Annotated in this window: 23 protein-coding genes and 2 pseudogenes; 14 read left to right on the forward strand and 11 right to left on the reverse strand. The window is 49.8% G+C overall.

From position 1 onward, the window contains the following. Nucleotides 1-588: 588 nt before the first annotated feature. Nucleotides 589-915: a hypothetical protein gene (locus tag D7M11_RS36880; protein ID WP_193556146.1), complete on the reverse strand. Its 327-nt coding sequence runs from the start codon at nt 913-915 to the stop codon at nt 589-591. Between the two features lie 56 nt (nt 916-971). Further along, complete coding sequence (locus D7M11_RS08385) at nt 972-2576, reverse strand: hypothetical protein (RefSeq protein WP_147433409.1); 1605 nt, start codon at nt 2574-2576, stop codon at nt 972-974. A 572-nt stretch (nt 2577-3148) separates the two neighbouring features. Between D7M11_RS08385 and D7M11_RS08390 the strand changes: the two genes are divergently transcribed. Then, nucleotides 3149-3694 carry a DUF2004 domain-containing protein gene (locus tag D7M11_RS08390; RefSeq protein ID WP_120746742.1) on the forward strand — a complete coding sequence of 182 codons (546 nt, stop codon included), beginning with the start codon at nt 3149-3151 and terminating at the stop codon, nt 3692-3694. A 145-nt stretch (nt 3695-3839) separates the two neighbouring features. Here D7M11_RS08390 and D7M11_RS08395 read toward each other — a convergent pair whose 3' ends face one another. Then, the gene (locus tag D7M11_RS08395) at nt 3840-4346 is read right to left on the reverse strand and encodes a DinB family protein (protein WP_120746744.1); all 507 of its coding nucleotides are present in this window, start codon (nt 4344-4346) and stop codon (nt 3840-3842) included. Between the two features lie 391 nt (nt 4347-4737). On the opposite strand from D7M11_RS08395, the gene D7M11_RS36345 reads away from it, so the two are divergent. The 3 genes and pseudogenes from D7M11_RS36345 to D7M11_RS08415 all read left to right on the forward strand — a co-directional run. Beyond that, nucleotides 4738-4962, forward strand: a complete 225-nt coding sequence (locus tag D7M11_RS36345) for a hypothetical protein (protein ID WP_158606513.1) — start codon at nt 4738-4740, stop codon at nt 4960-4962. A gap of 246 nt (nt 4963-5208) precedes the next feature. Next, on the forward strand, nt 5209-7002 hold the full coding sequence (locus tag D7M11_RS08405) for a hypothetical protein (RefSeq protein WP_120746746.1): 1794 nt from the start codon (nt 5209-5211) through the stop codon (nt 7000-7002). A gap of 312 nt (nt 7003-7314) precedes the next feature. Further along, nucleotides 7315-7596: pseudogene (locus D7M11_RS08415) on the forward strand (GNAT family N-acetyltransferase); the annotation flags it as partial. Nucleotides 7597-7755: 159 nt separating this feature from the next. On the opposite strand, the pseudogene D7M11_RS08425 reads toward D7M11_RS08415, so the two are convergent. Then, nucleotides 7756-8136, reverse strand: a pseudogene (locus tag D7M11_RS08425) (transposase); the annotation flags it as partial. A 344-nt stretch (nt 8137-8480) separates the two neighbouring features. Between D7M11_RS08425 and D7M11_RS08430 the strand changes: the two are divergent. From D7M11_RS08430 to D7M11_RS37275, 3 genes are all read left to right on the forward strand, one after another. Beyond that, nucleotides 8481-8981, forward strand: coding sequence for a DinB family protein (locus tag D7M11_RS08430; protein ID WP_120746748.1), 501 nt, complete (start codon nt 8481-8483; stop codon nt 8979-8981). Nucleotides 8982-9075: 94 nt separating this feature from the next. Continuing rightward, nucleotides 9076-9744, forward strand: a complete 669-nt coding sequence (locus D7M11_RS08435; protein WP_158606514.1) for a 3'-5' exonuclease — start codon at nt 9076-9078, stop codon at nt 9742-9744. An 89-nt stretch (nt 9745-9833) separates the two neighbouring features. Beyond that, the gene (locus D7M11_RS37275) at nt 9834-10022 is read left to right on the forward strand and encodes a hypothetical protein (RefSeq protein WP_240041013.1); all 189 of its coding nucleotides are present in this window, start codon (nt 9834-9836) and stop codon (nt 10020-10022) included. A gap of 22 nt (nt 10023-10044) precedes the next feature. Here the strand turns inward: D7M11_RS37275 and D7M11_RS08445 are convergent, their stop codons facing one another. From D7M11_RS08445 to D7M11_RS08455, 3 genes are all read right to left on the reverse strand, one after another. Beyond that, a complete protein-coding gene (locus D7M11_RS08445; RefSeq protein WP_158606515.1) occupies nt 10045-10959 on the reverse strand; it encodes a CPBP family intramembrane glutamic endopeptidase in 915 nt (304 codons plus the stop codon). Between the two features lie 101 nt (nt 10960-11060). After that, complete coding sequence (locus tag D7M11_RS08450) at nt 11061-11735, reverse strand: response regulator transcription factor (RefSeq protein ID WP_120746753.1); 675 nt, start codon at nt 11733-11735, stop codon at nt 11061-11063. Beyond that, entirely contained in the window at nt 11681-12925 is a 1245-nt protein-coding gene (locus D7M11_RS08455; RefSeq protein ID WP_120746755.1) for a sensor histidine kinase, read from the reverse strand. Before D7M11_RS08455 ends, D7M11_RS08450 begins: the two co-directional genes overlap by 55 nt. A gap of 450 nt (nt 12926-13375) precedes the next feature. On the opposite strand from D7M11_RS08455, the gene D7M11_RS08460 reads away from it, so the two are divergent. Both D7M11_RS08460 and D7M11_RS08465 read left to right on the forward strand, forming a co-directional pair. Next, nucleotides 13376-14170, forward strand: a complete 795-nt coding sequence (locus D7M11_RS08460) for a Nif3-like dinuclear metal center hexameric protein (protein WP_120746756.1) — start codon at nt 13376-13378, stop codon at nt 14168-14170. A gap of 65 nt (nt 14171-14235) precedes the next feature. After that, a complete protein-coding gene (locus D7M11_RS08465) occupies nt 14236-14916 on the forward strand; it encodes a nucleotidyltransferase domain-containing protein (protein WP_120746758.1) in 681 nt (226 codons plus the stop codon). A 1-nt stretch (nt 14917) separates the two neighbouring features. Here D7M11_RS08465 and D7M11_RS08470 read toward each other — a convergent pair whose 3' ends face one another. Next, on the reverse strand, nt 14918-15811 hold the full coding sequence (locus tag D7M11_RS08470; RefSeq protein ID WP_120746759.1) for a LysR family transcriptional regulator: 894 nt from the start codon (nt 15809-15811) through the stop codon (nt 14918-14920). A 131-nt stretch (nt 15812-15942) separates the two neighbouring features. Here D7M11_RS08470 and D7M11_RS08475 point away from each other — a divergent pair, with 131 nt between their 5' ends. The 5 genes from D7M11_RS08475 (at nt 15943) to D7M11_RS08495 (ending at nt 21754) form a co-directional block, all read left to right on the forward strand. Beyond that, nucleotides 15943-16923 carry an N-acetylglucosamine kinase gene (locus tag D7M11_RS08475; protein WP_120746760.1) on the forward strand — a complete coding sequence of 327 codons (981 nt, stop codon included), beginning with the start codon at nt 15943-15945 and terminating at the stop codon, nt 16921-16923. Between the two features lie 24 nt (nt 16924-16947). Then, nucleotides 16948-17739, forward strand: coding sequence for an ABC transporter permease (locus tag D7M11_RS08480; RefSeq protein ID WP_120746762.1), 792 nt, complete (start codon nt 16948-16950; stop codon nt 17737-17739). A gap of 6 nt (nt 17740-17745) precedes the next feature. After that, nucleotides 17746-18546 carry an ABC transporter permease gene (locus D7M11_RS08485; protein ID WP_120746764.1) on the forward strand — a complete coding sequence of 267 codons (801 nt, stop codon included), beginning with the start codon at nt 17746-17748 and terminating at the stop codon, nt 18544-18546. Between the two features lie 19 nt (nt 18547-18565). Continuing rightward, nucleotides 18566-19570: an ABC transporter ATP-binding protein gene (locus D7M11_RS08490; RefSeq protein WP_120746765.1), complete on the forward strand. Its 1005-nt coding sequence runs from the start codon at nt 18566-18568 to the stop codon at nt 19568-19570. 249 nt (nt 19571-19819) lie between these two features. Next, entirely contained in the window at nt 19820-21754 is a 1935-nt protein-coding gene (locus D7M11_RS08495) for a glycosyl hydrolase family 28-related protein (RefSeq protein WP_120746767.1), read from the forward strand. A 287-nt stretch (nt 21755-22041) separates the two neighbouring features. Here the strand turns inward: D7M11_RS08495 and D7M11_RS08500 are convergent, their stop codons facing one another. Genes D7M11_RS08500 through D7M11_RS08510 form a run of 3 tightly spaced genes read right to left on the reverse strand, consistent with a single transcriptional unit; the run spans nt 22042 to nt 23264 of the window. Beyond that, on the reverse strand, nt 22042-22413 hold the full coding sequence (locus D7M11_RS08500) for a DoxX family protein (protein WP_120746769.1): 372 nt from the start codon (nt 22411-22413) through the stop codon (nt 22042-22044). Between the two features lie 9 nt (nt 22414-22422). Beyond that, complete coding sequence (locus D7M11_RS08505; protein WP_120746770.1) at nt 22423-22899, reverse strand: SRPBCC family protein; 477 nt, start codon at nt 22897-22899, stop codon at nt 22423-22425. A 32-nt stretch (nt 22900-22931) separates the two neighbouring features. Further along, nucleotides 22932-23264 (reverse strand): ArsR/SmtB family transcription factor, encoded by a 333-nt coding sequence (locus D7M11_RS08510; RefSeq protein ID WP_120746771.1) that lies wholly within the window; start codon nt 23262-23264, stop codon nt 22932-22934. Between the last annotated feature and the right edge of the window lie 44 nt (nt 23265-23308).

Here is a 23308-nt window from a genome sequence, read left to right on the forward strand (position 1 = left end):
TTCCGTTCTAGTGGCAAGAGGTTTTTCAGTTTTTCCCATTGATCGTCACGTATCTCGTATCTTCTTCTCATGTGAGAAGTTTACCAAATTATAGGGCCTTTTGATAGTTTGAATACACGCCCTAGTTGAACGCTTCTGAAATAACGTTCATGTTCAACTATCGCTCCAACCCATGTTTCCAAAGATAAGGAACCCGAATCAAGAGATACGCTAATATATTTATACTTGAGTCGAGATCGTTGGGAACCATAGGTGTCATTGTTGCTCCGCAATCGGCAGTATTTTGTTACGCTAACGGAGACGATAACGTGGAGCTGCCGCAAGGGCAGCTCCTGTTCGATGTTTTTGAAGTAAAGGGCAGTATTCAACGTAAAACGGTCGCCAATCGTGGCGACCGTTTTTTGGGTTTACGTTAATCGGAAGAGTTTTTCAATGCTAGTTAGCATGTCTTCTTTCGTTGTTGAAGCATCACGTACATAGTATTGCAGACAGATCGAGAAGAGTATTTTAATTTGTTTCAGACTACTGGTTGGAACCTAAGGGTGTTTGGTCGGCTATCCCACAACAGCGGTACTTTTTAATCTACTTTTACAGGTAACGCTTAGATAGCTCTTGAAATGCGATCCGGTGGAACCTTTTCTTCGCAAGAATCAATTTCCGAGCCATTTGCTTGTAAATTCGCTTATACCGAGGGTTCGGACAGCTGCCTGCCGCCTGTTCCAAAGCGAATGCCATCATGGTTAGCTCCTGACCGTCGAAAGCGTCTATCGCATTCTTGTATATCAGTTTCTTGTATATCAGTTTTTTCGCCAGTTCGCGGTACATTCTGGACTGAAACCGACACTCCGTCTTCTTTGACCATTGCACCAAAACGTTCACAATAATCAGTTTGTCGTTTAACGTTAGCTTGATCATGGCTTTTGTGCAGCGCATCTAAGATACACTCCTTTGTTCTCGATTGGTTGACGCAATTATCGAGAGCTAGGAGCGACAGGAGGACGCAGCGGCGGAGCATGTGACCAACTTAAGTAATGTCGGGTCCGGCAATGCCATGACATTCGGCTACACTGTATCATAGCTTCGGCTTTATCAATCAGCACCGCCTTGAAATAACTTCCGGTATACGAATGCTTCGCTTTGCCATTTTTGATACTAGTCAGCCAGCCTACAGCTGATGCAGACGGAGGCAGCGTAGGTTCCGATAACGGTATAGTCGGGATCGGTTCTCTTTCCGGAAATTGGCTTGTTTTAGCAGACATAAATTTATTCGACGAATTCGCGATTGCCGCTTGGTGACCTTTTTCCTTGGATAAAGGCGGCGTAGGCATCGGGATCGATTGAATTGCAGCGGTATATGAACCTCCCGCAGGCTCAAAACGGCTCGCAACAGGCAATGAGGGGGCGGCCGAAGGTGTTATGCCCGAAGGACCGGCTTTCGGGGGCGGCGATTTATCCGCATAGGCGCTCTCAGCGGGCGAAATAACCAGGTCCAACACCGGCTGAACAACCTTGTCCGTCAGCTCCCCAGCCGATCCCGCGATAAGCTTCAGCGGCTCCGTCACCGCTTCTGCGACCGGTTGCACAACCTTGTCGGTCGGGTCCGCTGCCGAATACGCGACCGGATTCACAACTTTATCCGTCAGCTCCCCAGCCTCTCCCGTGATAAGCTTCAGCGGCTTCGTCACCGCTTCTGCGACCGGCTGAGTAACCTTGTCCGTCAGCTCCCCAGCCGCTCCAGCGATAGGCTTCAGCGGTTCCGTCACTTCTTCTGCGACCGGCTGAACAACTTTGTCCGTCAGCTCCCCAGCCTCTCCCGTGATAAGCTTTAGCGGCTTCGTCACCGCTTCTGCGACCGGCTGAGTAACCTTGTCCGTCAGCTCCTCAGCCGCTCCCGCGATAGGCTTCAGCGGTTCCGCCACCGCTTCTGCGACCAGCTGAGTAACCTTGTCCGTCAGGTCCGCTGCCGCCCGCACGATAGGCCTCAGCGGCTCCGTCACCGCTTCTGCGACCGGTTGCACAACCTTGTCCGTCAGCTCCCCAGCCGCTCCCGCGATAAGCTTCAGCGGCTTCGTCACCGCTTCTGCGACCGGCTGAGTAACCTTGTCCGTCAGGTCCGCTGCCGCCCGCACGATAGGCCTCAGCGGCTCCGTCACCGCTTCTGCGACCGGTTGCACAACCTTGTCCGTCAGCTCCCCAGCCGCCCCCGCGATAGGCTTCAGCGGTTCCGTCACCGCTTCTGCGACCGGCTGCACAACCTTGTCCGTCAGTTCCGCTGCCGCTCCTGCGATAGGCTTCAGCGGTTCCGCCACCGCTTCCGCGACCGGCTGCACAACCTTGTCCGTCAGCTCCCCAGCCGCCCCCGCGATAGGCTTCAGCGGTTCCGTCACCGCTTCTGCGACCGGCTGCACAACCTTGTCCGTCAGCTCCCCAGCCGCCCCCGCAATAGGCTTCAGCGGTTCCGCCACCGCTTCCGCGACCGGTTGCACAACCTTGTCCGTCAGCTCCGCTGCCGCTCCCGCGATAGGTTTGAGCGGCTCCGCCACCGCTTCCGCTATCGGTTGAGCGATTTTATTCAATGGCTCAATGGAACCTAAGATCCCCTTAGCATAAGCTGAATGGATTCCTGCCAAAAAAGGAATTGCAAGCAAAATCAGTGTGATGACGAGGCCTTTCAAAAGCTTTCACCTCTCTTCGCAGTTAAGGTGAATCCCGCATGGAAGAATTCGCCATTTGACCACAAGTATCCTGTAAAATGCATCGAAATTGATTCTTTCGATCTAAAATTAGCACTTTGGATTTTTGAATATATAACCTTTTCTATAATGGAAAGGATCCCTTCTTCTATACAGCTCCTCTTGATGTTTATTGAAGTAAACGGGCAGGATAGTGGAGTGAAAATATGGTAAAATGAGCGTATAACATGCCCCCTTGATGGTTAAGGAGACCAAGGATAAGGTGTGATACGGATGACTGATTTTAAATGATTAAAAGCTGTTTCATATTACGAAACGAAACGGTTTTGTCATGACGAGATACAAACCATTAAAAATAATTTTGGTGAATTGCCCCAGGTGTTTAGAGATTCAGACCGAAACGTTTTACCAGTCGGGGACACGACTACAAATGAATTGCTTAAGGAGCTAACAAAATGACGAAACAAATACCAAGCACGAAATTTCCTGGTCTAGAGTACATATCTGGCAACGATATTTGGTTAAGTAATCTTATGCCTGATAATAAGATCCCGTTTTATTTTCATGTGTCGGAAAAGATTACACAAAATGAGGCCGCTGTCGCCCGTGCTGCCCATGCGCTTGATCACATGGATGAGTTGGTAAACAAAGCTCGGGCACATCTAAGAGAACTTATTCAAAGTAAAAAAGACCCCGGTTATACGTTACTACATGACTTCTTTGATTTTCATCTTTTAGAAATGGATGAGGAAAGCTTAAAAGAAATGCTCGGGACTGAGCAACCTGAAACATTAAGCAAACTGGAGATGGTTGACCTGCTTATGTTAAAGAGCTTGGGAAGCGGCTTGGGCGAAGGATGGCTAGGAAGCAACTTTGAAAAAGAGCAAAAAGAACAGATTTTCATCATGGATTTTACTTTTAACCCGGAGTATACGGATCAATTGATTGTTGTTTATTTGGATGCTAACGAAAACATGCTGACTATTAGCCATGAAAGTTAAAGCTTATATTCAAAAAAGACAGGCTTGGCGAGGAACATGGAAAGGGAAATGGAGTTCATGATTACTTTGTGATCAGCTAACGGATACGTTACTTAAAAAGGGATCATCGGACTGCTTGACAGTCGAATGATCCCTTCTTGTAGTGTTAGTGTCTCCATTTTAAAATGTGTTCACTTGAATCTTGGTGAATTTTAGTCATATATACAATTTGTCCAGTGTGGTAAGATGAATGATCTAGTACAAATAGAATTATTGATAAGCAGGAATGAGTATAATCATTAACTGAAACATTAGCACCTTGGGGATAATGAATGGTAATAGGTCTGCTTAACTCGTCGGGACTTAGTTCAAATAAAACTTTTTTACTTTGTTCACGAATGTTCTTTAAATGATTAACAAGTTCTAAACCTGAATAACCCCCATCTGTTAAAAATTCATTTGACCTTTCCCTTATAAACGGTTTGCCACCAATTCCACTAACAATATGTTGAAACTCACTTCCAGCAAGATGTAAACACAAATTTCCAATAGAGTTAAGTTCAGGCTTTACCTTCTTCCATATTACTCTATCCTCCAAACGAGCAATTGATAGTTCAATGGCATTTAATTGTGCGTCTAACATTTCGGTACTTCGTTCAATAAACTCTTTCAAATCCAACACCTCCCATTTTTTAACATTGTATCATGATTTGTTAGTTGTTTTTCGAAATGGTAGTTAAGAAGCAAAACAAAGCATGATTTAAAGCGCCTCATTGAAGAGTATGAACGTATCGTGGATATGCTGGAGGAAATGCAGCGGCGGACACAATAGCCTTGTTCCTTTGTCGGCCTATCGACAAGGAGCAGGGCTATTTTTCCGTTCGGCTTGTACAAAGAGACAAAAAATTACTTAGTATCCGACAAGATCATCCGTTGGTAGCGAGCGGTGCGATTGTTATGATGAATAGGGAGGAGGGCACAGATGGTGTCATTCACCGATGAAGTACAAAGAACAAAAAATTGAAGGGAAAGCGCGGCCATTTTAGCGGGTTTTGCATTGTTGTTTGAAACCGCTTACAGGAGCCGGTGCAGCTAGTCATGCTGCAGGACGGGCGACGATAACGGACGAGGAATTCGCCAATTTCATCGCGGGCCCGGTTCATGCCAAATATCCGCATATTACGGTCACAATGGTTCGAAACACGAAAGGGAAGGACGGGCTCAGCACTATGATATCGTCCGGCGATTTTCCCGACTTCCCCTTCGATTCGGGCATCCGCTCCAGATAACGCTTCGACGGCATGGATCTGCCCCTTATTCACGAAAATGATGTCGTGCTCGGTCGCGGTGAATTGGTGATTGTCGATCGTTACGAGCACCGTTCCGCCTTTCACTCTGATAAACTCCGGCTCGATTTCTTTAACATCTTCTCGCAAAGGAGGTGAGATAAAATAATACTTAGTAATCCGGCAGAATCACCTGGCTCGCCGCAAACGGGCATCCTGATGGAACAGAAATAATAGGAGGACGGATCCGTGGAAAAAACGATTAGCAGAAGAAAGCTGATTGCTTCGATTGGGCTTTCGGGAGCCGCCGCTATGATGGCCGCTACACTGGGAGCACCCGCCGTCAGCGCGGAGGTGCCCCACGATGGCGACAATGTGCGGATGATCGGCAGTGTGGCCGATATCGCGGCGCTTCAGCCGGCCCAAATGGAACGGGGGCAGCTGTACTACTTGACGGGATGGCATCCCGGCTCGGCGTTGTCTTCGCAGCCGGTTACCGCCGGGGGAGGTGTATTCGTCTACGACTCGAACCGACCCAAGGCGCATCATAACGGGGGCACTGTTCTAAGCTTGACCGTACCGTTTAACGGCAGCGTAGCGGACTATTTGTCCGGCGTCGGGGAGACGAGTCCAGGCGGTACGGGATGCCTGCTGCGGATCGATACGAGTCACGCGGGCGTACGGGAGTTCGGGGCCAAGGGCGGGGACGCCGCCGCCGATACGGCAGCGATCAATGCCGCGTTCGCGGTTTTGAACGAAGTGCTGATCCCGGTAGCCTCTCAACCTTACGTTTATAGCGGGGTGCTTAATATTACCAAATCGGTACGGGGATCGAGCGACAGGCCGACGGTTCGCTGTAACGGAGTAACCGTCGATAACACGAGAACCCGACTTCTTATCGAAAATTTAATCTTGAACGGCCCTAAAGATTACAGCGCCCCGAATACCGCCGATGACGGCACGGTCGGGATCGATTTTCGCGGCCAGCATTGCCGGGTGGACAACGTCATTGTCGAGAAATATTACCGCGGCGTTTATGTGGATGGCTGGAGCAACACGTTCCATTCGCTGATGGTCCGTTACTGCCAGGTATCGCTTGTTGGCCGAACGAATATGCAGAACTGCCATTTCGATTTGTTCAAAAGCGTCAATTGCAACGCCCTCCCGGATTTGCGCAACAGCCACGGTATTTTGTTCAGTGCTCCCCAATTTCAGAATTACGGGGTCAATCTGTTTATTTACCAATCCGATGTGACGCTGAATACCCCCTACTTCGAAACTCACAAACAAAAGCCGTCCAACGGGATGATTCTGATCGGAAGCGCTTTCGAAGTGTCCGCGAGCAGCGTGACGATTTTCTCGCCCGTCGTGAATACAAACGAGCCTTACATCTTCCAGAATAGCCCGGTCCGGCCTACCATCTCGATATTTGGCAGAAGGGCTGAGAAAATAAAAATCGTGCCGGTAAACAGCGGCTCAAGAAGCGCCGTCAATTCGAAAAGCGTGCTAACAGATTCTCAATATGCTTCAACTCCCATACTTGCGTTCGGCGGCGGAATCGGCTGCGGCAGCGGGCTCGATCCCGCATCGCTTTCTGCCATCCAGCTTGGAAGAGAGGTGCTGCGACTCGTCTTTCTAGCGCCGGACCAGGGCTTGCGCTTTGCCGGCCTAACGGTTGGGAAAAGGTATTACCTGCTTTTCGACTGGGAGCTTACCGCCGGAGCGGCTATCCGGTACGATTCCGGACCTGTGGAGCAACTGATCGGGGTACACAATGCGGACGGCAGCCGGGTGGACGGTATTGTGGAGCTGTACGCCGCAGCTTCGTCGGGAAGCGTGACGTTTGCAGGCCCGAATGTAAACATCTATCAGTTCTATTTATCCGAATCGGTTCGTCCGCAGCCGCTCGGCGCCATGAAGGCGTACAGTGTATCGCACGCCGCAGGAACGTCATGGCAGCCGGGCGACCTGCTTGTAACCGTGGAGAAGTATCAGGGTTCGCACCAGCATTTGTGGGACGGTACACAGTTCGTGAAAGCCTAGTCCCGCATCGGGTAATCTATCGAAGCTGCAGGTTGCAGAAGATATACACCGCCAATCTAATTACCAACTGCAATTTATGTTGCGGTCGACACGGGTAACACGCCTATGGCGTAGGCTTGGACAGGTTCAATGATTTTCATTTCCTTTATTATGCTCTTGTTAACCAGACGTAAGAAGTCCCGGGAACGATAGCATGGAGCTGCCGAAAGGGCAGCTTTTTTAATTACTCGTTGAAGTACGGGCAGTATAGCTGAAGATTGATGTGAATTTAATCCTTTACTATCAGTTCCACCAGAAGAGGATGTTGAGCAGGTACTAACGGAACCGGATGCAGCTATTTATCATCTCGTAATGAATGGGGAAAAACTAGGTGGGGTCGTATTAAAAATCGATGAAGACACGCAGCATAATGAAGTTGTACATTTATATACGAACGCGAATGCACATGGTAAAGGAATCGGAACAAAAGCTTGGCAAGGATTTAAAATTGTAGAGTTTTTGCATAGAGGTAATCCTGGCCCAGACTTTGAAGTGGATGAAACGAAACCAGATACAGAATATGAATTTTTCCACTTTAAAAAAGTGATGGATTAGACTCATCTCAATTTATAGGAAGACAAGATGATGGAATTTAAGCTTTTACCTCTATGTACAGAGGATTTAAAACAGTTTAAAAAAGACATGCAAGAGGCTTTTCAAAAAGGTGCAGAATCTGAGTTCGAAGATTCGAATGAGGAAATTTTGCCTGAAACGGTTACTGATCGTCGTGGGTGAATACTGTGAACCAAACATGCTTTCGATAAATTTGGCGACATCCCGTGTACTCATCCCACCTTTGTGCATGTGAATGATCGCTTCCTCCAGCCAGCCTTCGCGTCGCTGATAAGGCTCGAAGAGCTGCGTCTGAAACTCGCCGTTACGGTCACGCGGCACTTGCAGATCGTCAGTTTTTCCATAGCGAGTATCGAAGGATCTTCCGTAGTAACCGTTGCGGTTGTTGCGTTGATCCGCTTGCTCAACATGAATAAAGTTTTTAATTTCTTCACGCATAAGGAGTTCCAGTTTTTCCTTCACTAGCTGAGTAACAGTATTTTCAAGTAGATCATGAATCATGTTTCCGTGTATAGTAGTCATCGAGTAGGGTTCCTTTCTTGGTGACTTCGCAATCCCGAGAATACCCTACTTTTTTGTTGCCTAGGCTCCAAATTTTGTTACACAAACTATTTTACATCGCCCGCTAACGGGCAGTAGAGTTGAATAACGACCGTGAAAGAGAAGGATATGATATACCATAATTTCACAGTATTTTAACCCAAATCAATCGCATTTTGTGATAAAGTAGTCTGTAATCATTTTCATTGGTGAAAGGTGGCAACTCCTTTGTTGGGTATGTAGCAGTGTTAGAACGAGTAGTAGGTTGCTTCAAAGGAGTTTCGACTGGGGATGAAACTGAAAACAATTTTAGGAGGATTTCTTTTATGTTCCAAACCTTAGACCATTTTATAAAATCCTGGGAGTTCGAAGCTGCTGCAACACAAAAACTACTGAGTAAGCTAACGGATGAATCACTTAAACAGGAAATAACTTCACAAAATTGGACTTTAGGACGTATTGCTTGGCATACCGTTGCTGCCATTCGCATTATTACTTCAAATACAAACTTAACGTTTGATGCCCCAGCCGAAGATTATCCCGTTCCTACTACGGCTCAGTTTATAGCAGACAGTTATTATCAAGCTAGTAATGCATTTATACAGGCATTAAAAAAAGAATGGACTGATCATACACTACAAGAACGTATCGAATTTTTCGGTCAACAGATGCCCAATGGTTCACTATTAATGTTTTTGATTCAACATCAAAGCCACCATCGAGGACAAATGACGGTTCTTGTGCGACAGGCAGGATTAACTGTTCCAGGAATTTATGGTCCTTCAAAAGAGGAATGGGCAAAGTTTGGTATGGACGCCCCACACTAACGGGACACGTTAACGAAATGATTATGACTGGAGCAGGCGCCGCGGTGACCTGCTCTTGATCGTTGGAGAGATATGACAGAAGGATGTGAATTGCTTGGATATTCATTATTTATCGGAAACTGAGTATCTAGTCAAAGATATCTATGTTGATCGAATACATGATCGTCCATTTTGCATTTTTGATTTAGAAGGAACAGGGATTTTTGTTGATAAGGAATACATCATCCAGTTTGGGGCCATTATTTATCAGGGTGGTGAAATATTACGAAAGTTCAGTTCTTTAGTTAAATCGCCTAAGTTAATTCCGGAGGGTGTTCAGCAATTGACTGGGATATCGAATGATAGCCTAACTAATGCTCCAGCATTTGCTGATGCATATCGACAGTTTCTAGATTTTTGCGGAACGGCGGTATTGGTTACGCAGGCCGGTTATGAATACGATCTTCCAATGCTTCAAAAACATTGCCGAATGAGTAATTTATCATTTTTCGAGAATCCAGTTATCGATACTAAGGCTTTATTCGCAAAAATACATCCGGAACTGTTTGATGTGTTTAGCACCGATTATTTTGTTAGTCATTACCACATCGAAACAAATGATATTAAACGTCATGATGCATTAGGGGATTGCGTTTTAATAAGCAGGATATTTGAACACATTTTAATGGAATACGAACAAAAAGATATTCACGAGTTCAATGTCAATGAAGCTTTAACAGTAAAACGATTTGCTGTTCCTGCGATGTACATTAAGGAAGAATGAATCAAAGGTTCTCTTATGGCTAAGGGGAATAATCATCTAAGACGAGGCTGCCGACGAATCATTCGGCGGCTTCGCAGTGCTAACGAAATATGAAAACGGCTTTTGGAGAGATGAAGTTGGTCGGCATGCGTGTTGTTTGTCCCGGCGACCAGTCTGCGATTGAAATCCCTAAGGCGGTTCGTACATTAAAGGAAAATACAGTACACAAGGCCCTTTCGGGCCTCTTGGTGCTGTCCGGCAGCCACTTATCCGGATTATTTGTAGCAAACGATGAATAAGGCTTCTTTGTTTGCCTTGATATCATTGACGAAGAATTCTACTTTCCTTCCGTTGTTTTTTCCGGAGCCATACGGATACGCATGCAATCCCGATGAGAAATACGACAGTCGTAAGGACGCTGCCCTCCAGGCCGAACGGTCCTCCCGTCAGCCAATCCGGTCCCGCAATCGTAATATGGAACAGCCGGCCGCCCTGAGGCGGGCTGCCGCTGACATCCGCTCCGTACAGGTTGCCTAGCGCCCAGTTCCATATTGTGTGCCAGGCGCAAACTCCCCATAGGGTGCCGTCGGCGATCCGATAGAGCGCAAGGAACAGCCCGAACAAAACAAGATTGCTAAGAACTAGAGGAGAGAATCCATTGTTCAAAGAATGAACCGCTGCAAAACAAACGGATGATACAACAACTCCTGTCCACGGATTCGAGCGGATACTGATCGTCTGCAGCATCCAACCGCGATACAGCGTCTCCTCTGCCGAAGCCTGAACCATCCATCCGAACCATACCCATATTATTCCTCCAAGCGCCTGCATCCCTTCCATCGGGCCGCTTGCCGATACAAAGCTCCCGACGTTCGCGACGACCGTTAATCCTATCATGGCGCTCATCATAAGCAGACCGATAAAGAGACCTGTTAAATAGCCGGAAAAGCCGCCTTTGCCGGCAAATCCCAACGTCCGGAAAGGACGGCGCTCGAACCCCGCTAACCAGCACCAGATAAGAAAGAAGATAGGTATATTCAGTATCCACAAGTTGAGAAGCTTCGCGAATGCGGAGTAAATCGTAGGCTGCTGTGCAAGAAACTCCTCCATATCCATAAGGGCTGGCTGGATTGTTGCGGCCACCGTCTCCGCAAGCAGGATGCAGGATGCAACGATAACGAATGATAGCAATACGACTGCAATCGGGTGAGTCAGCCGTTTCGCGTTTCGCGCCATAGTAAAAGCTGCAGATTGAGGATTTAACAATAGTTTAGTGGACATAGCGTCTTTTTCTTTCCCTCCTTAAAATGAACGCGCCTGATTGCGCTATGTACGGCCTAACTAAAGAAACCTTCATCGGAAACTTTCTTAACTGCGGATGTCCGGTTGTGTACATTAAGCTTGGTATATACATTGGAAATATAATTTTTAATCGTTCCTTCCGTTAATCCCATTCGCTCTGCAATGGCTCGGTTGGCCATACCGTCCGAAATCAATTTCAATACTTGCATTTCCCTGTCGGTTAACCCGTAATCCGCCCCCTTTGAATTCGCTGTACCTAAGGAGCGAGTGAACAAAGCTTTGGCCACCTCTTGAGTAATCATCGTTTCTCCGCGGTTCACCAGCCTTATGGCCGCTGCCAGATCCAGCGGATCAATGGCCTTCAAAATATATCCTTCCGCACCCGCGTTTAAAGCCCCTACGACATAATGCACGTCTTGAAAAGTTGTCAGTACAAGCACCTTGATTTCCGGCCGAATCGATTTGATGCTTGCGGTTGCTTCCACTCCATTCAGTACGGGCATATGGATATCCATAAGCACTAAATCAGGCTTTAACTTTATGGCTTGATCAACCGTTTCTTTCCCGTCCGCCGCCGTAGCCACAACTTCGATATCCGCTGCCGAACCGAGGACGATACTCAGACTTTTTCGGATAATCTCCTGGTCATCCGCGATCAGTATTCGGATGTTGCTGCTGTCGGAGAGTTTTTGTTCATTGGAATCGTACATACAATTACCGTCCCACAGTCAGAATGTGAACTTACCGCCAGCTTGCCGTTCAGATTCGCCATCCGTTCGGACATGGCCTTTAACCCGAATCCTTCGACCAGTTTGCCTGTGCCCTTGCCGTCATCGGCAATCTTCATTTCGACAAAATTCTCCGAGTAAGTGAGCTTCATTCTGATCGCTGAAGCCTTCCCGTGTTTGTTGGCGTTAGTCAGGGACTCCTGCAAGCAGCGGATCAGCGTCAACCGAACATTTTCCGAGACGGCATATTCCTTCCCTTCCGTATGCGCCTCAAACTTCGTTCCCGTATGAAGGGCAAATTCCCGGGCAATTTGCGAAAGAACTTCCTTAAGCGGCCGCTCCTCTTGCTCCGGTGCAATCCGATGAATATGCCTCCGGACTTCGTCCAAGCCGTTTCTAGTTACATGAAGCAGCTCCCGCAGGTTGTTTTTGGCCTCTTGCGGGGCGACGTCGATGAGATAATACACCGCATCCATCCCGGTGACGGTTGTCGCAAATGTATGACCTACCGTATCGTGAAGCTCCCGCGAAAGCCGGTTTCTTTCCTCTGTCAGCGTCAGCGCCTCGATCTGCTTGGCATAAATCTCCAATGTCCGGTTTTGTTTGGTTATGAACTCGTTCATCTCGTTCATTTTTCGGTAGGAGACAATCATATGCTGAAAACAAAAGCCGATGCTATAAAGAACCGCAAATTCGGTTATCATGTTGATTACCGCTTCTCCCCCGATTCCCCATAAACATGCGGCCAGAACGGGAACGGCAACAATGGATGCCGCAGCCGAGCATACAGCCAGCCGGCCGGTACTCATATACCCTATCACGACCAAGGGAATATTGAAGAAATTGAATGGACCCGTCGAGCTCGCTTCCAGCAAGCAGAAGAAAGCTCCGCTCAGCCCCAATTCCGCCATAACCGGAAAAGCCCGCGGCAGTTTGCGGTACAGAATTAACCCCATCGACGCAACGTAAGCCAGAGTATAGAGCAGCAAGATGAACCACAGACCGTCGAGAATGGCGAATATTGCACGACCGTTTACAAAAATGTCGGAGTTGGAAAGGATGTAATGAATTCCCGACAGAAAACCTAAACTCCGAATGCCGATAACCGCATAATCAAACCAATGCCTCGTCTTTAAGGCTTTGGCAGCCTTGTTACGCTCTATGGCGTACACGGACTCATTCCTCCTTTTCTATACCGTATCAAAAAAAAGTCATATGAACGTAGTGACTTTAGTCCGGCTATCGTTCAGATGCTGATGCGGCACAAAACAAAGCTTCGAGATGTTCCCATGTGTCGCTTGATATCCATGGTTTCGACATCGGTTCCAATAAACCCTGTGGATTCGGCTCGTGCAGGCCTTCCTCCGAGTGCCTTCACAAAACTAACGAATTATTTAATCAGGTTTGAACTAACGGGATGGCAGCCGGCCTGAACGATCGGCTGCCGTTTCTCGACTAACGGCAGTTTAATTTAACTTAAACTCTCCATTCCAGTGCAATTAAATGAATGTGGTATTGTAAAAGGTGTTGGTAATGTTTGATTTTCGCTTGAAATATTTTCGAGGTAATCAAGCCTATGCCGTACGCAAACAACATAATCCATTTATAGGGAGGTCCTATACTTGATCATTACTGTTCAGATGGTGCTCAATTGCCTTATTGAACCGGTCGGGCATCTAGAACCGACAGTCGATACGCTGAAAAGCGGACGTTTGAATGGAGAGGTCCGGAAAGTAGCCGTTGTTTTCATGGCGACTTATGCTGTAATCAAGCAAGCGGTTGAATCGGGTGTCGATCTGATCCTCACACATGAGCCGACTTACTACAACCATAAAGATGAAGTGGATTGGCTGGCAGGGGACCCGGTATATGAGAGGAAACGGAGGCTCATCGAAGAGTCGGGTATTTCGATCTTCCGACTGCACGATTATGTCCATACATACAAGCCTGACGGCATTCTGGTAGGCATGCTGAAGAAACTGGAATGGGAATCTTACGCCAAGCCAGGGGAGATGAACCTCCTTTCGTTTCCTCCTGATGAGCAGCATACCGTCCGCACGATAGTCACCCATCTGAAAAATAAACTGGGTATCGATAACATGTTGGTGGCCGGAGATCTGGAAATGCCAGTGAGGCGGTTCGGGCTGATGCCCGGTGCATCGGGGGGCCGTTCCCATATCAATTACTTTGAGCGCACCGATATCGATCTCCTGATCGTTGGCGAGACGAATGAATGGGAGACAAATGAATATGTGAGAGATGCTGCGGATATGGGACTTTCGAAGGCACTGATTGTTACAGGACATCAGATTAGCGAGGAGGCTGGGATGCTAACAGTCGTGGAAATGGTGCGTGAAGCATTCCCTGATCTTCAAGTGGATTTGATAGCGAGCCCTCTCGCGGTAAAGAACATTTAGAGGAGAAGGTGCTAATTCCCCAGCTTGAATACGCTGATTATTAGTTGCGTGATGAGGAGTTTTTCATGGTGGAATTAATTATTTTACATGCTCGAACATTTTTAGCCGACTGTGGTTTTGATTGGTATGTATGCGGTGGAGGGGCAATCGATGTATTTCTAGGTAAGCCAACAAGAATTCATAAAGACTTGGATATTGCGGTGTTTTGGGAAGATAGAAATTCAATCGTCGATTTCATGTTATCTGTAGGTGGCTGGAGGGTATTTGAAGCATGCGGTGGCGGCATAATCCACGAATTATTGGATAAACAGCAGCCTTTTGAAAAGCGAAATTTATTTTGTTTTACATCAAATGAAAATCGCTGCACATTGGAACCGATCGGTAATGAAAGGTACAGATTTGGTTTGGAAACAAAGGAGCAAAAGGATTTTACCTACATCGAATTTCTTTTCAATCAGAGGGACAGCGACTATCTTTACTTGCCCCCAGAAAATGCAAATCTGAAGAGGGGGCTCAATAAAGCTCTACTAAAATCAAACGCAGAAGTGCCGTATTTAGCTCCAGAAATTGTTTTGTTTTATAAATCAAGGTACTTAGCATATAGTCCCGATAAATCAGATCATTACCAGGACTTCGATCTCACTTTACCGTTTCTTGATCAAGAGCAAAAACAATGGTTAACAGAATCCCTTGAAAAGGAATTCGGAAAGGAACATGTATGGCTTCAGAGGCTTGAGCAGTGCTGAGCTAACAGGGAGCGTCCTGCGAATAGGCGTTTACGACGAGCTCGATAAATTGGTTTGCGGCGACGGAGAGAGGGGCTTCCTTTAGTCGTACGATGCCGAAGTGGATCATCGGCAGCGGTTGCTCCAGCTTCACCTCATAAAGAATGCCGGCCTTCAGCTCTTCCTGGATAAATTGCTTGACCACGCACGAGATGCCCAATCCGGCTTTGGCAAAATCGATCAATATATCCCGACTGCCGATTTCGAATGCGGGTTGAAGCGTCAAGCCATGAGCGGCGAAAAAGTGACTAAGCGTTTTTCGGGACGTCATGTGGAGCGGAAAAACGATCAACGGATATTGAAGCAACTGCTTCAAGGAAATGGCGTTTTCGCAAACGCTCCTATACTTTTCGCCGGCCACGAAACAATCCTGCACAGTCAACACGTTCACGGATGTCATCATGTTGTCGTCTACTGGTGTGCGGACCAGGCAGAAATCGACTGTACCGTCTCTCAGATGCTGTAAGCAACCTAGCGTCGAGCCTGTGACCAGCTTGATTTTAACACCCGGGTACTGCTGCCCGAATTCTTTCAGAAACGGCAGCAGTACAAATCGGATGGTAGAATCGCTTGCCCCGATTCTTACTTCCCCGCTGTTCAGATTGACGACCTCGCCCATCTTTTTCTCCGCCGACGAAATAAGCCCGTATGCTTGTTCGACAAAAGAAAAAAGCATCTTGCCGTCGACCGTCAGTTCGACGCCTTTGGGCGTTCGCACAAACAGATTCAACTGCAAAGCTCCCTCGAGTTGTTTGATCGCCAGACTGGCGCTCGGCTGGGTCATATGCAGCTGCTTGGCCGCTTTGGAAATCGAGCCGGCTAAGGCCGTAAAATAAAAAATGCGGTAAAGCTCCAAATTGATGATGGTTATATCCTCCCGTAATAGCCGTTATCCGATATATATATTTTCTTCTATCTTACATTCGGGATAAGATGGTTACAAGAACCATCGACTTATTCAACATTCGAAGCGGAGGCGTTCCATTCATGCCAGAACAAGATGTGGTACTCGGAATAGACGGAGGAGGGTCTTACACCCGGGTCATGGTCAGCGATTTGCAAGGGCGTATTCTTTCTTACGCAGAAGGAGGAGCATCGTCCATCCATAAAGACAGCAACGCCGCCGAGAACGTGCGCTCGGCCATACGGAGCGCTTTGGCAAACGCCGGATGCCGGCCGGGAGAAGTCAAAGGGCTTTGCGCGGGGGTAGCCGGTTACGACTCCGAGCGGGACTTGGAGTGGGTCGAAGCATTAACTGACGTCGAAGGGCTGGAAAGTCCGAAGTGGCATGTCAATGACGCCGTCATCGCTCATGCGGGAGCGTTTCTTGGGGAGCCCGGCATCGTAGTCGTGTCCGGCACCGGCTCGATCCTGTTCGCCATTACGGAAGACGGCACCCGGCGCCGAAATTACGATTTCCATCATTATGCCGCCAGCGCCGCCCGATTTCTTTCCTACGATGCGGTTTTCGAGATGTTGGCCGGCCATGCGCGAGAGTCGGACGAGTTTCTGATGCGGGACGTTCTTCGTTATTGGAACGCTGGGGATATGGAGCATTTTCGCAGCATAGCCGCGGGAGGCTTCGTGGAGGATAGGCAGGAACGCAACAAACGGTTCGGGTTAATGGCGCCGATCGTAACGGAAGCCGCCAAGGGAGGCAGTCGCCTGGCCCGGCTCGTGTGCGACAGGGCGATCGACCAAATCGTCGTAGGCGTGGAAATGCTCGGCTCCTGCTTCCAAAGCGACCGGGTTGCGGTGGCGGGCATCGGCAGCGTTATCAACAGTCCGTACATGAAGTCGGAGCTTGCCGCCAAGCTGGAGCACGGTCAAAACAAGCAGTATCGCCTTGCGGACGCTGCGCTTTCCGCGGTGTCCGGGGCGGTGGTGATGGCGTTGAAGCATGTCCGCGCTCCGATCGGCCCGGAAACGTTTCGGGAAATCGGCAAGCACCCTCGATCGGCTTATTGACACTGGAGAAAAGAGGTTTGACGAGTGGCCGTTCTTATCGAATTTGCCAAACAATCGTTCAAACAGCGTTTCATCTACCGGATGAATGCTTACATGATGGTCGCGAGCTCGTTCGTCGGTTTGATCATCATGATGAGCGTGTGGAAAGCGCTTTATAGCGGAAAGTCGTCCGTAGGCGGCATTACCTACGAGGATATGATTCATTATGTCATCTTGAATATGCTTGTCCAGGCGTTGATTCGGTCGCGGATCGGGCAGAAGGTGGGGGAACGCGTCGAGAATGGCGCCATCAGCATCGATCTCATTCGGCCCGTTTCGTTCAAAGGCTATTTTTTGGCCGATCAGTTCGGCGAAAATTTGTTCAGCTTTGTATTCACGACCTTGCCGGCCGTCTTGGCGGCCATGCTGGTTTGGGGATTTTCCGTGCCGGACAGTGCGCTGCGGGCCGCTCTTTTTGCCGTTAGTCTGCTTGGCGGCATCGTTTTGATGAATCAGATCAACTACATGTTCGGGATGCTGGCGATATGGCTCAAAACCGCTTATTTCATCAACTTCATTACGGGCGCGGTCATATCGCTGTTTGCCGGGTCTTTTGTGCCCTTATGGTTTTATCCGGACGCTCTGCGCACCATCAGCATGATGCTGCCGTTTCATCTGGTCGGATTTCAGCCGATCGCCATCTTTCTGGGCAAGCTGTCCATACAGGGGGCCTTCTTGGTCATCGCCGCCCAGGCGGGCTGGCTCGTGCTGCTGCTCGCGATCGAACGGTGGATGTGGAACAAGGCGCAGGCTCAACTCGATATCCACGGAGGGTGATTCGCGATGGAGTACGTTTCTTTATACTGGCGGTTCGTCCGGATCCGGTTGAAAGGAATCGCCCAATACCGCGGCGCGTTTTGGCTGAATTCGCTGTCGAAAGCATCGCTATGGATAGTCGAAGTTTTTTTGATCTGGGTGCTGGTGGACCGCTTCAAAAGCATCGCCGGCTGGGGACCTTACGAGTTGATGCTGCTGTACGCCTTGAATTTGGGCTCCTATGCGTTGGCCGGTTTCTTTTTTTATCATCCGTTTACCTCCCTGCCGAGGCGCATCCAGACGGGGGAGTTCGACGAGATGTTGACGAAGCCGCTCAACCCGTTCCTGTACTTGCTCAGCCGGGAGTTCAGCACCGGCTACTTCAGCAATTTGACGGTTGCGCTCGCGGTGATGATCTTTTGTTTTCGCCGGCTGGATCTGACTCTCGGCGTGACGGATGCGCTCTTTTTGGCACTCGTGCTGCTGGGCGGAGCGTTGATTCAGGCGGCCGCCTTCGTGTATACGGCCGTGCCGGCTTTTTGGATGGTGCAAAACAACAGTCTGGTCAGCCTGATCTTCGATCTGAAAGATTTCGTCAAATACCCGATAACCGCTTACCATTGGATCGTGCAAATCGTGCTGACGCTCGTCGTTCCTTTTGCTTTTATTAATTTTTACCCGGCGCAGCGCTTTTTGGGCAAAGCGGATGAAGGGTTGTTTCATCCCGTATTCCAGTATTTGACTCCGATCGCGGGAATGGTCCTGTTTGCCGGAGCGTATGCGTTTTGGAAAATCGGAATCCGTCAGTACCATAGCACGGGTTCGTAGAATAAGGGGAATGGCAAGCATGGCGCTCATTGAAATGAAGCACGTATCGAAGCAGTTCGAGGTACTGGTTCGGCAGGATCGGTTCTGGGGCATCGTTAAGTCGCTCTTCCGCCGCGAATACGTAACGAAGCGGGCTGTGAGCAACATTAATCTTACGATCGACGAGGGCGAACTGGTCGGCTATATCGGACCGAACGGAGCAGGCAAATCGACTACGATCAAAATGTTGTCCGGCATTCTTACCCCTACCTCGGGGGAAGTGCGCGTAAACGGACGTATTCCGTACGTCGACCGGAAAGAAAACGCGAAACAGATCGGCGTCGTCTTCGGACAGCGTTCCCAGTTGTATTGGGATTTGCCGATGCGGGATACGTTCGGACTGTATCAAAAAATGTACAAAATCGAGGACGCCGTATTCAAGCGAAACGTCGACTTTTATACCGAATTGCTGGACATGCGGGAATTTATCGATCGCCCGGTGCGTCAGCTGAGCTTGGGGCAAAAAATGCGCGCCGAATTGGCCGTGGCGCTGCTGCATGATCCGAAAATCGTCTATCTGGACGAACCGACCATCGGGCTCGATGTGATGGCGAAAAGCCGGATTCGGACGTTTATTCGCGAAGTGAACAAGGAGAAGAAAACGACCGTCCTGCTGACGACCCACGATATGGACGATATCGAGCAAATTTGCAACCGCATTGTCCTGATCGACAAGGGAGCCCTGATCTACGACGGAGCTTTGCACGACTTCAAAACCAGCTACAGTCCCGGCCATCTTCTATCCATGCAATTCGAGGAGGACGACGTCCGAATCGCGGACGACCGGCTGCAAGTCGTCGGGGAGGAAGGGAAGACGAAGCATATTTTGTTCCGGCAAGACCGGATATCGGTCGGGGAAGCGGTCAGCCTGCTGACGCGGCAATATACCGTAACGGACATACGCCTGAAGGAGCCGAACATCGAGGATATTATCAAGCAAATTTACAGCGGCGAAGCGGAGAGAACGGTACAACTGATCGGCTGAACCTCCGGGCCGCGTAAGGAACAAGAGATTAAGCACAAGAGCAGAAAATTCCATCATGACGAGGCTGCCCGCGAATCAATCGGCGGCCTCGCATCACGAATGCAGATGCTTAAGCATCGTCCACTGTTGCGAGGCTTTCCGCCGAGTCGCAATGACTAAAATGGCAAAACAATAGACTAAAATGACAACGCTTTCTTTCGGTGCAGCCTTTATGATGAAGGGGAACGACACTTTGGAGGGGAGGCAGGAATGATGAAGGATTTGGAGTATACGTCCGCGACGGAGCCGGGAGACGCGGAGGAAGCGAAGCTGCTGAGGACGATCAGCCGAAGGAAGCTGCTCGCTTCGATGGGGCTGTCCGGGGCGGCGCTGCTGTCGGGGGGCGTGCTGTATGCCCATGGACAGGGCGGCTCGGTGACGCAGAGCGTGTACGGCGGGTCGGGCACGTTTCCCCACGATGCCGACGAGATTGCGTACCAATTGGCGTCGACGACTCCGGAGCGCACGGTCGGCGACAAGCAACGCGAGACGGTCAGCGTCAAAGATTTCGGCGCGACCGGGGACGGGACGACCGACGACACGGCGGCGATCCGTGCGGCCGTCGATTATGCCAATGTGGCCGGAGGGACCGTTTACTTCCCGGCGGGGACTTATCTCGTCGGCAGCGCACCGGGCATCCAGGTGCACTCGTACGTGCATCTGCTTGGCAGCGGGTCGGGGGCATCGCTCATTCGCACGAACGGCAATTTGACTGCCCCGATGTTCAACACCGTGGGGAGCCGGATCTGCTTCGATCGATTGGCGCTGCAAGCGCCGAACACGGTGAACGCCGCGGCTTTGATTAATATGACCGGCGGCGAGAACATTACGGTGCATCGCTGCATGCTGGACGGGGGGCATACCGCGATCTGGCTCAGCCCGCGCGACGGAGAGAGCTTGTCCGAAGTCCGCATTACCGATAATACGATGGAGCATTTCAACTTCGGCGTGTACATCGGCTCGCACCATACGCAGCTGATCGGCGGAACGATCCGGAACGTGATTATCGACCGGAATGTGATCGCCAAAGGGCAGAAGATCGGCGACGGCGGCGACGGGATCAAGACCGTCCGCAGTTGCAGCCATCTCATCATCTCGAGCAACTACATCGCCGACCAATCGCGGGACGCGATCGACCTTTTCGCTTCCGGTGATACGGTGGTCATTACCGGCAACATTTTGGTCAACTGCTTTGTCAAAGGGCTGGACATCAAGAGCGACCTGCAAAATTATCCGGAGAGCAAATACGGCTTCAACGGCCGACGCTTGACGATCTCTGGCAACATTATCGACAACAGCGGCTTGGCCGGGGTGGCGATCAGCCAAAATGCGGATAACGGAGACTACAACTATTTGATCGACGTGTCGCACAACCAGATCAGCCGGAGCCAAAATGAAGCGATTACGTTCAGCGGACGGTTCATCACGCTGTCCCACAACCATATTTTCGAAAACTGCTTGGCCAGCGCCAGCTACCATGCCGTTCGGATCGGCAAAAATTTGCCGATCGCGCTGACGAAAGACGTTACGATCCAGTCGAACATGATCGTCAACAACGGCTCGGACGCGGGGGCGGGCCATGCCTTGTACATAAGCGCATACGTGGAGGACTGCCTCGTCCAGGGCAATACGATCCAGAACGATCCGATATTGCCGAACGCGAAGCAGAAGAGGGGATTGTACGTCAACCAGCTTACCAAAAACATTCATGTCAAGGACAACCGGATTACGGGTCACTCTACGATCGACGTGACCGTCGTCACCAATGCGGACCTATTAGGGGAAAGCTCCGGCGTGACGATCGGCAGTCTGGCGGCAGGAACGGGCGGGGAGTACGCGCTGCTGTCGATGCCGAGGCCGGGAGCGATCATCCGGGCGACATGGATCGCTTCGAACGGGATCGCGGCCGATGCGACCGATTACGTTGTGCTCGACCTGCGAAAGAGGAGCGGAGCGACGGTCACTTCGTTAAGCCAGCATTCGACGGCGACGACGGCTGTGTCCGCCTTTACGCGGTCAACGTTTGCGAACGTGAAGTATGTGCCGGTCGCGAAAGGGGACATCCTGACGGTCAACATTACACAAAACGGAGCCGGCAAGGAGATCAAGAACGGTTATTTCTTAATCGAGTACATCGAGATGTAGCACGGCGTGATTGACCACCGTCGTGCCATTTAAACGGACCAGAGCTGTTTCGACCAATGTAGAGACGGCTCTTTCCTGTGGCCAAGAATTGAATTTATTATGACGAGAACGCTGATATAAGAGCAGGTGATTTTAACAGACCACGGCTTTCTTAGATCCAAAATAATGACGAGCAAAAAATCTCTACTTTGATGAAACAAAGTATGAACTCACTAAGCTAAACGAAGGCGAATGGTTAATAAAAACACGGAGGCAGCCGTCAAGAACGATCGGCTGCCTTTGCTCAATCAATGCTTGGAGTTGGCGGCGGGGCGATTTTTGAATAGTAAAACGAGCGCGAGAATCAGCAGAACGAAAGGTACCCCCGCAGTCGCGGCTCCCTGTCCTGATACCAACGTTGAAACGGTGGCACCTGCCATGATAATCGCGAGAACGCTTGAGGAGAGGAGTGTGAGCCTTGGCCAGCGAAAGCCTACGATCAAACCAATGGCGGCCAGCGATTCCGCTACCCCGACGATGCGCATGAACCCGACATTATAACCGAGCGTCTCGGTATAGAGGGTCCGGATCTCCTCGCTGCTCACGAACACCTTCATTAATCCTGACATAAGCAATACTGCGGATAGAAGTACTTGTGCGATGCGAACGAACCATTTCATGGCATGCTCCTACGAGGAATGTTTGGCCAGCAGGGCGGCGAAACGATCCATGAGCTCGATTGCACCTTCGGACATGCCCGATTGAAGTACTCCGTCACGAATTTCTACCGATGGGTACAAAGAAGTTTCCGTCAGTTTCGTTCTTCCTCTACCCAGCTCTTCGAACGTTACCGTGACCAGGCCGACGGCTGGAACGCCTTCGAATTCGTACGTTTGGACAAGTCGTTCAGGCGATGACACTTCGTGGAAAACGCCGTTATGTGCGTACTCGTTTCCGGCCGGATCTCGCTGAATGTATCTCCAAATGCCGCCTTTCTTCGCGTTCAAGCTGTCCACGATCGTAGTCATGATGCTGGGACCCCACCATTCGGGGATATAAGCGGGATCCGTCCACATTTGGAATACGAGCTCGCGGGGAGCTTCGAACGTCCGGCTGATGATTATCTCTTGTTTGTTCGGTTCCGCGACAATGGATGTTTTGGACATAGTTTCATTCTCCTCTACTGGTGGTTTAATTGTCACTTCGGTTCAGTATGCTGTTCCTGCACTTTACTGAGAAGTGCGTCCAAACGGCTAAATTGTTCTTCCTTGGCATTCAGAAACGACTGCGCCCACCTGTCCAACTCGGCGAATCGCTCCTTCCGCACCTTGAAAATTCTCCGGTTCGCCACGGCCTCCACGACGACCAGCCCGGCATCGGTCAGCACCTTGAGATGCTTGGACGATTGAGGCAACCGAAGACCGAGCCGCTCGGCGATTTCCCCGAGTGTGAGGGCTCCAACGTCCCGCAAAAGTTCCACGATATTAACCCGATTTGGTTCCGCGAGCGCGCTCAATGTTGCCGCATTCATGGATCTGCCTCCTTTCCGACCCTTAGGGATCGTGATCTACTTGA

This window comes from Paenibacillus ginsengarvi (assembly GCF_003626695.1).
Classification (GTDB): domain Bacteria; phylum Bacillota; class Bacilli; order Paenibacillales; family NBRC-103111; genus Paenibacillus_AB; species Paenibacillus_AB ginsengarvi.

Excerpts from the sequence above, each read along its gene's own strand:
- D7M11_RS36880 (WP_193556146.1), bottom strand. The coding sequence starts at position 915 with ATGATCAAGCTAACGTTAAACGACAAACTGATTATTGTGAACGTTTTG.
- D7M11_RS08390 (WP_120746742.1), top strand. The coding sequence starts at position 3,149 with ATGACGAAACAAATACCAAGCACGAAATTTCCTGGTCTAGAGTACATA.
- D7M11_RS08430 (WP_120746748.1), top strand. The coding sequence starts at position 8,481 with ATGTTCCAAACCTTAGACCATTTTATAAAATCCTGGGAGTTCGAAGCT.
- D7M11_RS37275 (WP_240041013.1), top strand. The coding sequence starts at position 9,834 with ATGAAAACGGCTTTTGGAGAGATGAAGTTGGTCGGCATGCGTGTTGTT.
- D7M11_RS08445 (WP_158606515.1), bottom strand. The coding sequence starts at position 10,959 with ATGGCGCGAAACGCGAAACGGCTGACTCACCCGATTGCAGTCGTATTG.
- D7M11_RS08450 (WP_120746753.1), bottom strand. The coding sequence starts at position 11,735 with ATGTACGATTCCAATGAACAAAAACTCTCCGACAGCAGCAACATCCGA.
- D7M11_RS08465 (WP_120746758.1), top strand. The coding sequence starts at position 14,236 with ATGGTGGAATTAATTATTTTACATGCTCGAACATTTTTAGCCGACTGT.
- D7M11_RS08475 (WP_120746760.1), top strand. The coding sequence starts at position 15,943 with ATGCCAGAACAAGATGTGGTACTCGGAATAGACGGAGGAGGGTCTTAC.
- D7M11_RS08485 (WP_120746764.1), top strand. The coding sequence starts at position 17,746 with ATGGAGTACGTTTCTTTATACTGGCGGTTCGTCCGGATCCGGTTGAAA.
- D7M11_RS08490 (WP_120746765.1), top strand. The coding sequence starts at position 18,566 with ATGGCGCTCATTGAAATGAAGCACGTATCGAAGCAGTTCGAGGTACTG.
- D7M11_RS08495 (WP_120746767.1), top strand. The coding sequence starts at position 19,820 with ATGATGAAGGATTTGGAGTATACGTCCGCGACGGAGCCGGGAGACGCG.
- D7M11_RS08500 (WP_120746769.1), bottom strand. The coding sequence starts at position 22,413 with ATGAAATGGTTCGTTCGCATCGCACAAGTACTTCTATCCGCAGTATTG.
- D7M11_RS08505 (WP_120746770.1), bottom strand. The coding sequence starts at position 22,899 with ATGTCCAAAACATCCATTGTCGCGGAACCGAACAAACAAGAGATAATC.
- D7M11_RS08510 (WP_120746771.1), bottom strand. The coding sequence starts at position 23,264 with ATGAATGCGGCAACATTGAGCGCGCTCGCGGAACCAAATCGGGTTAAT.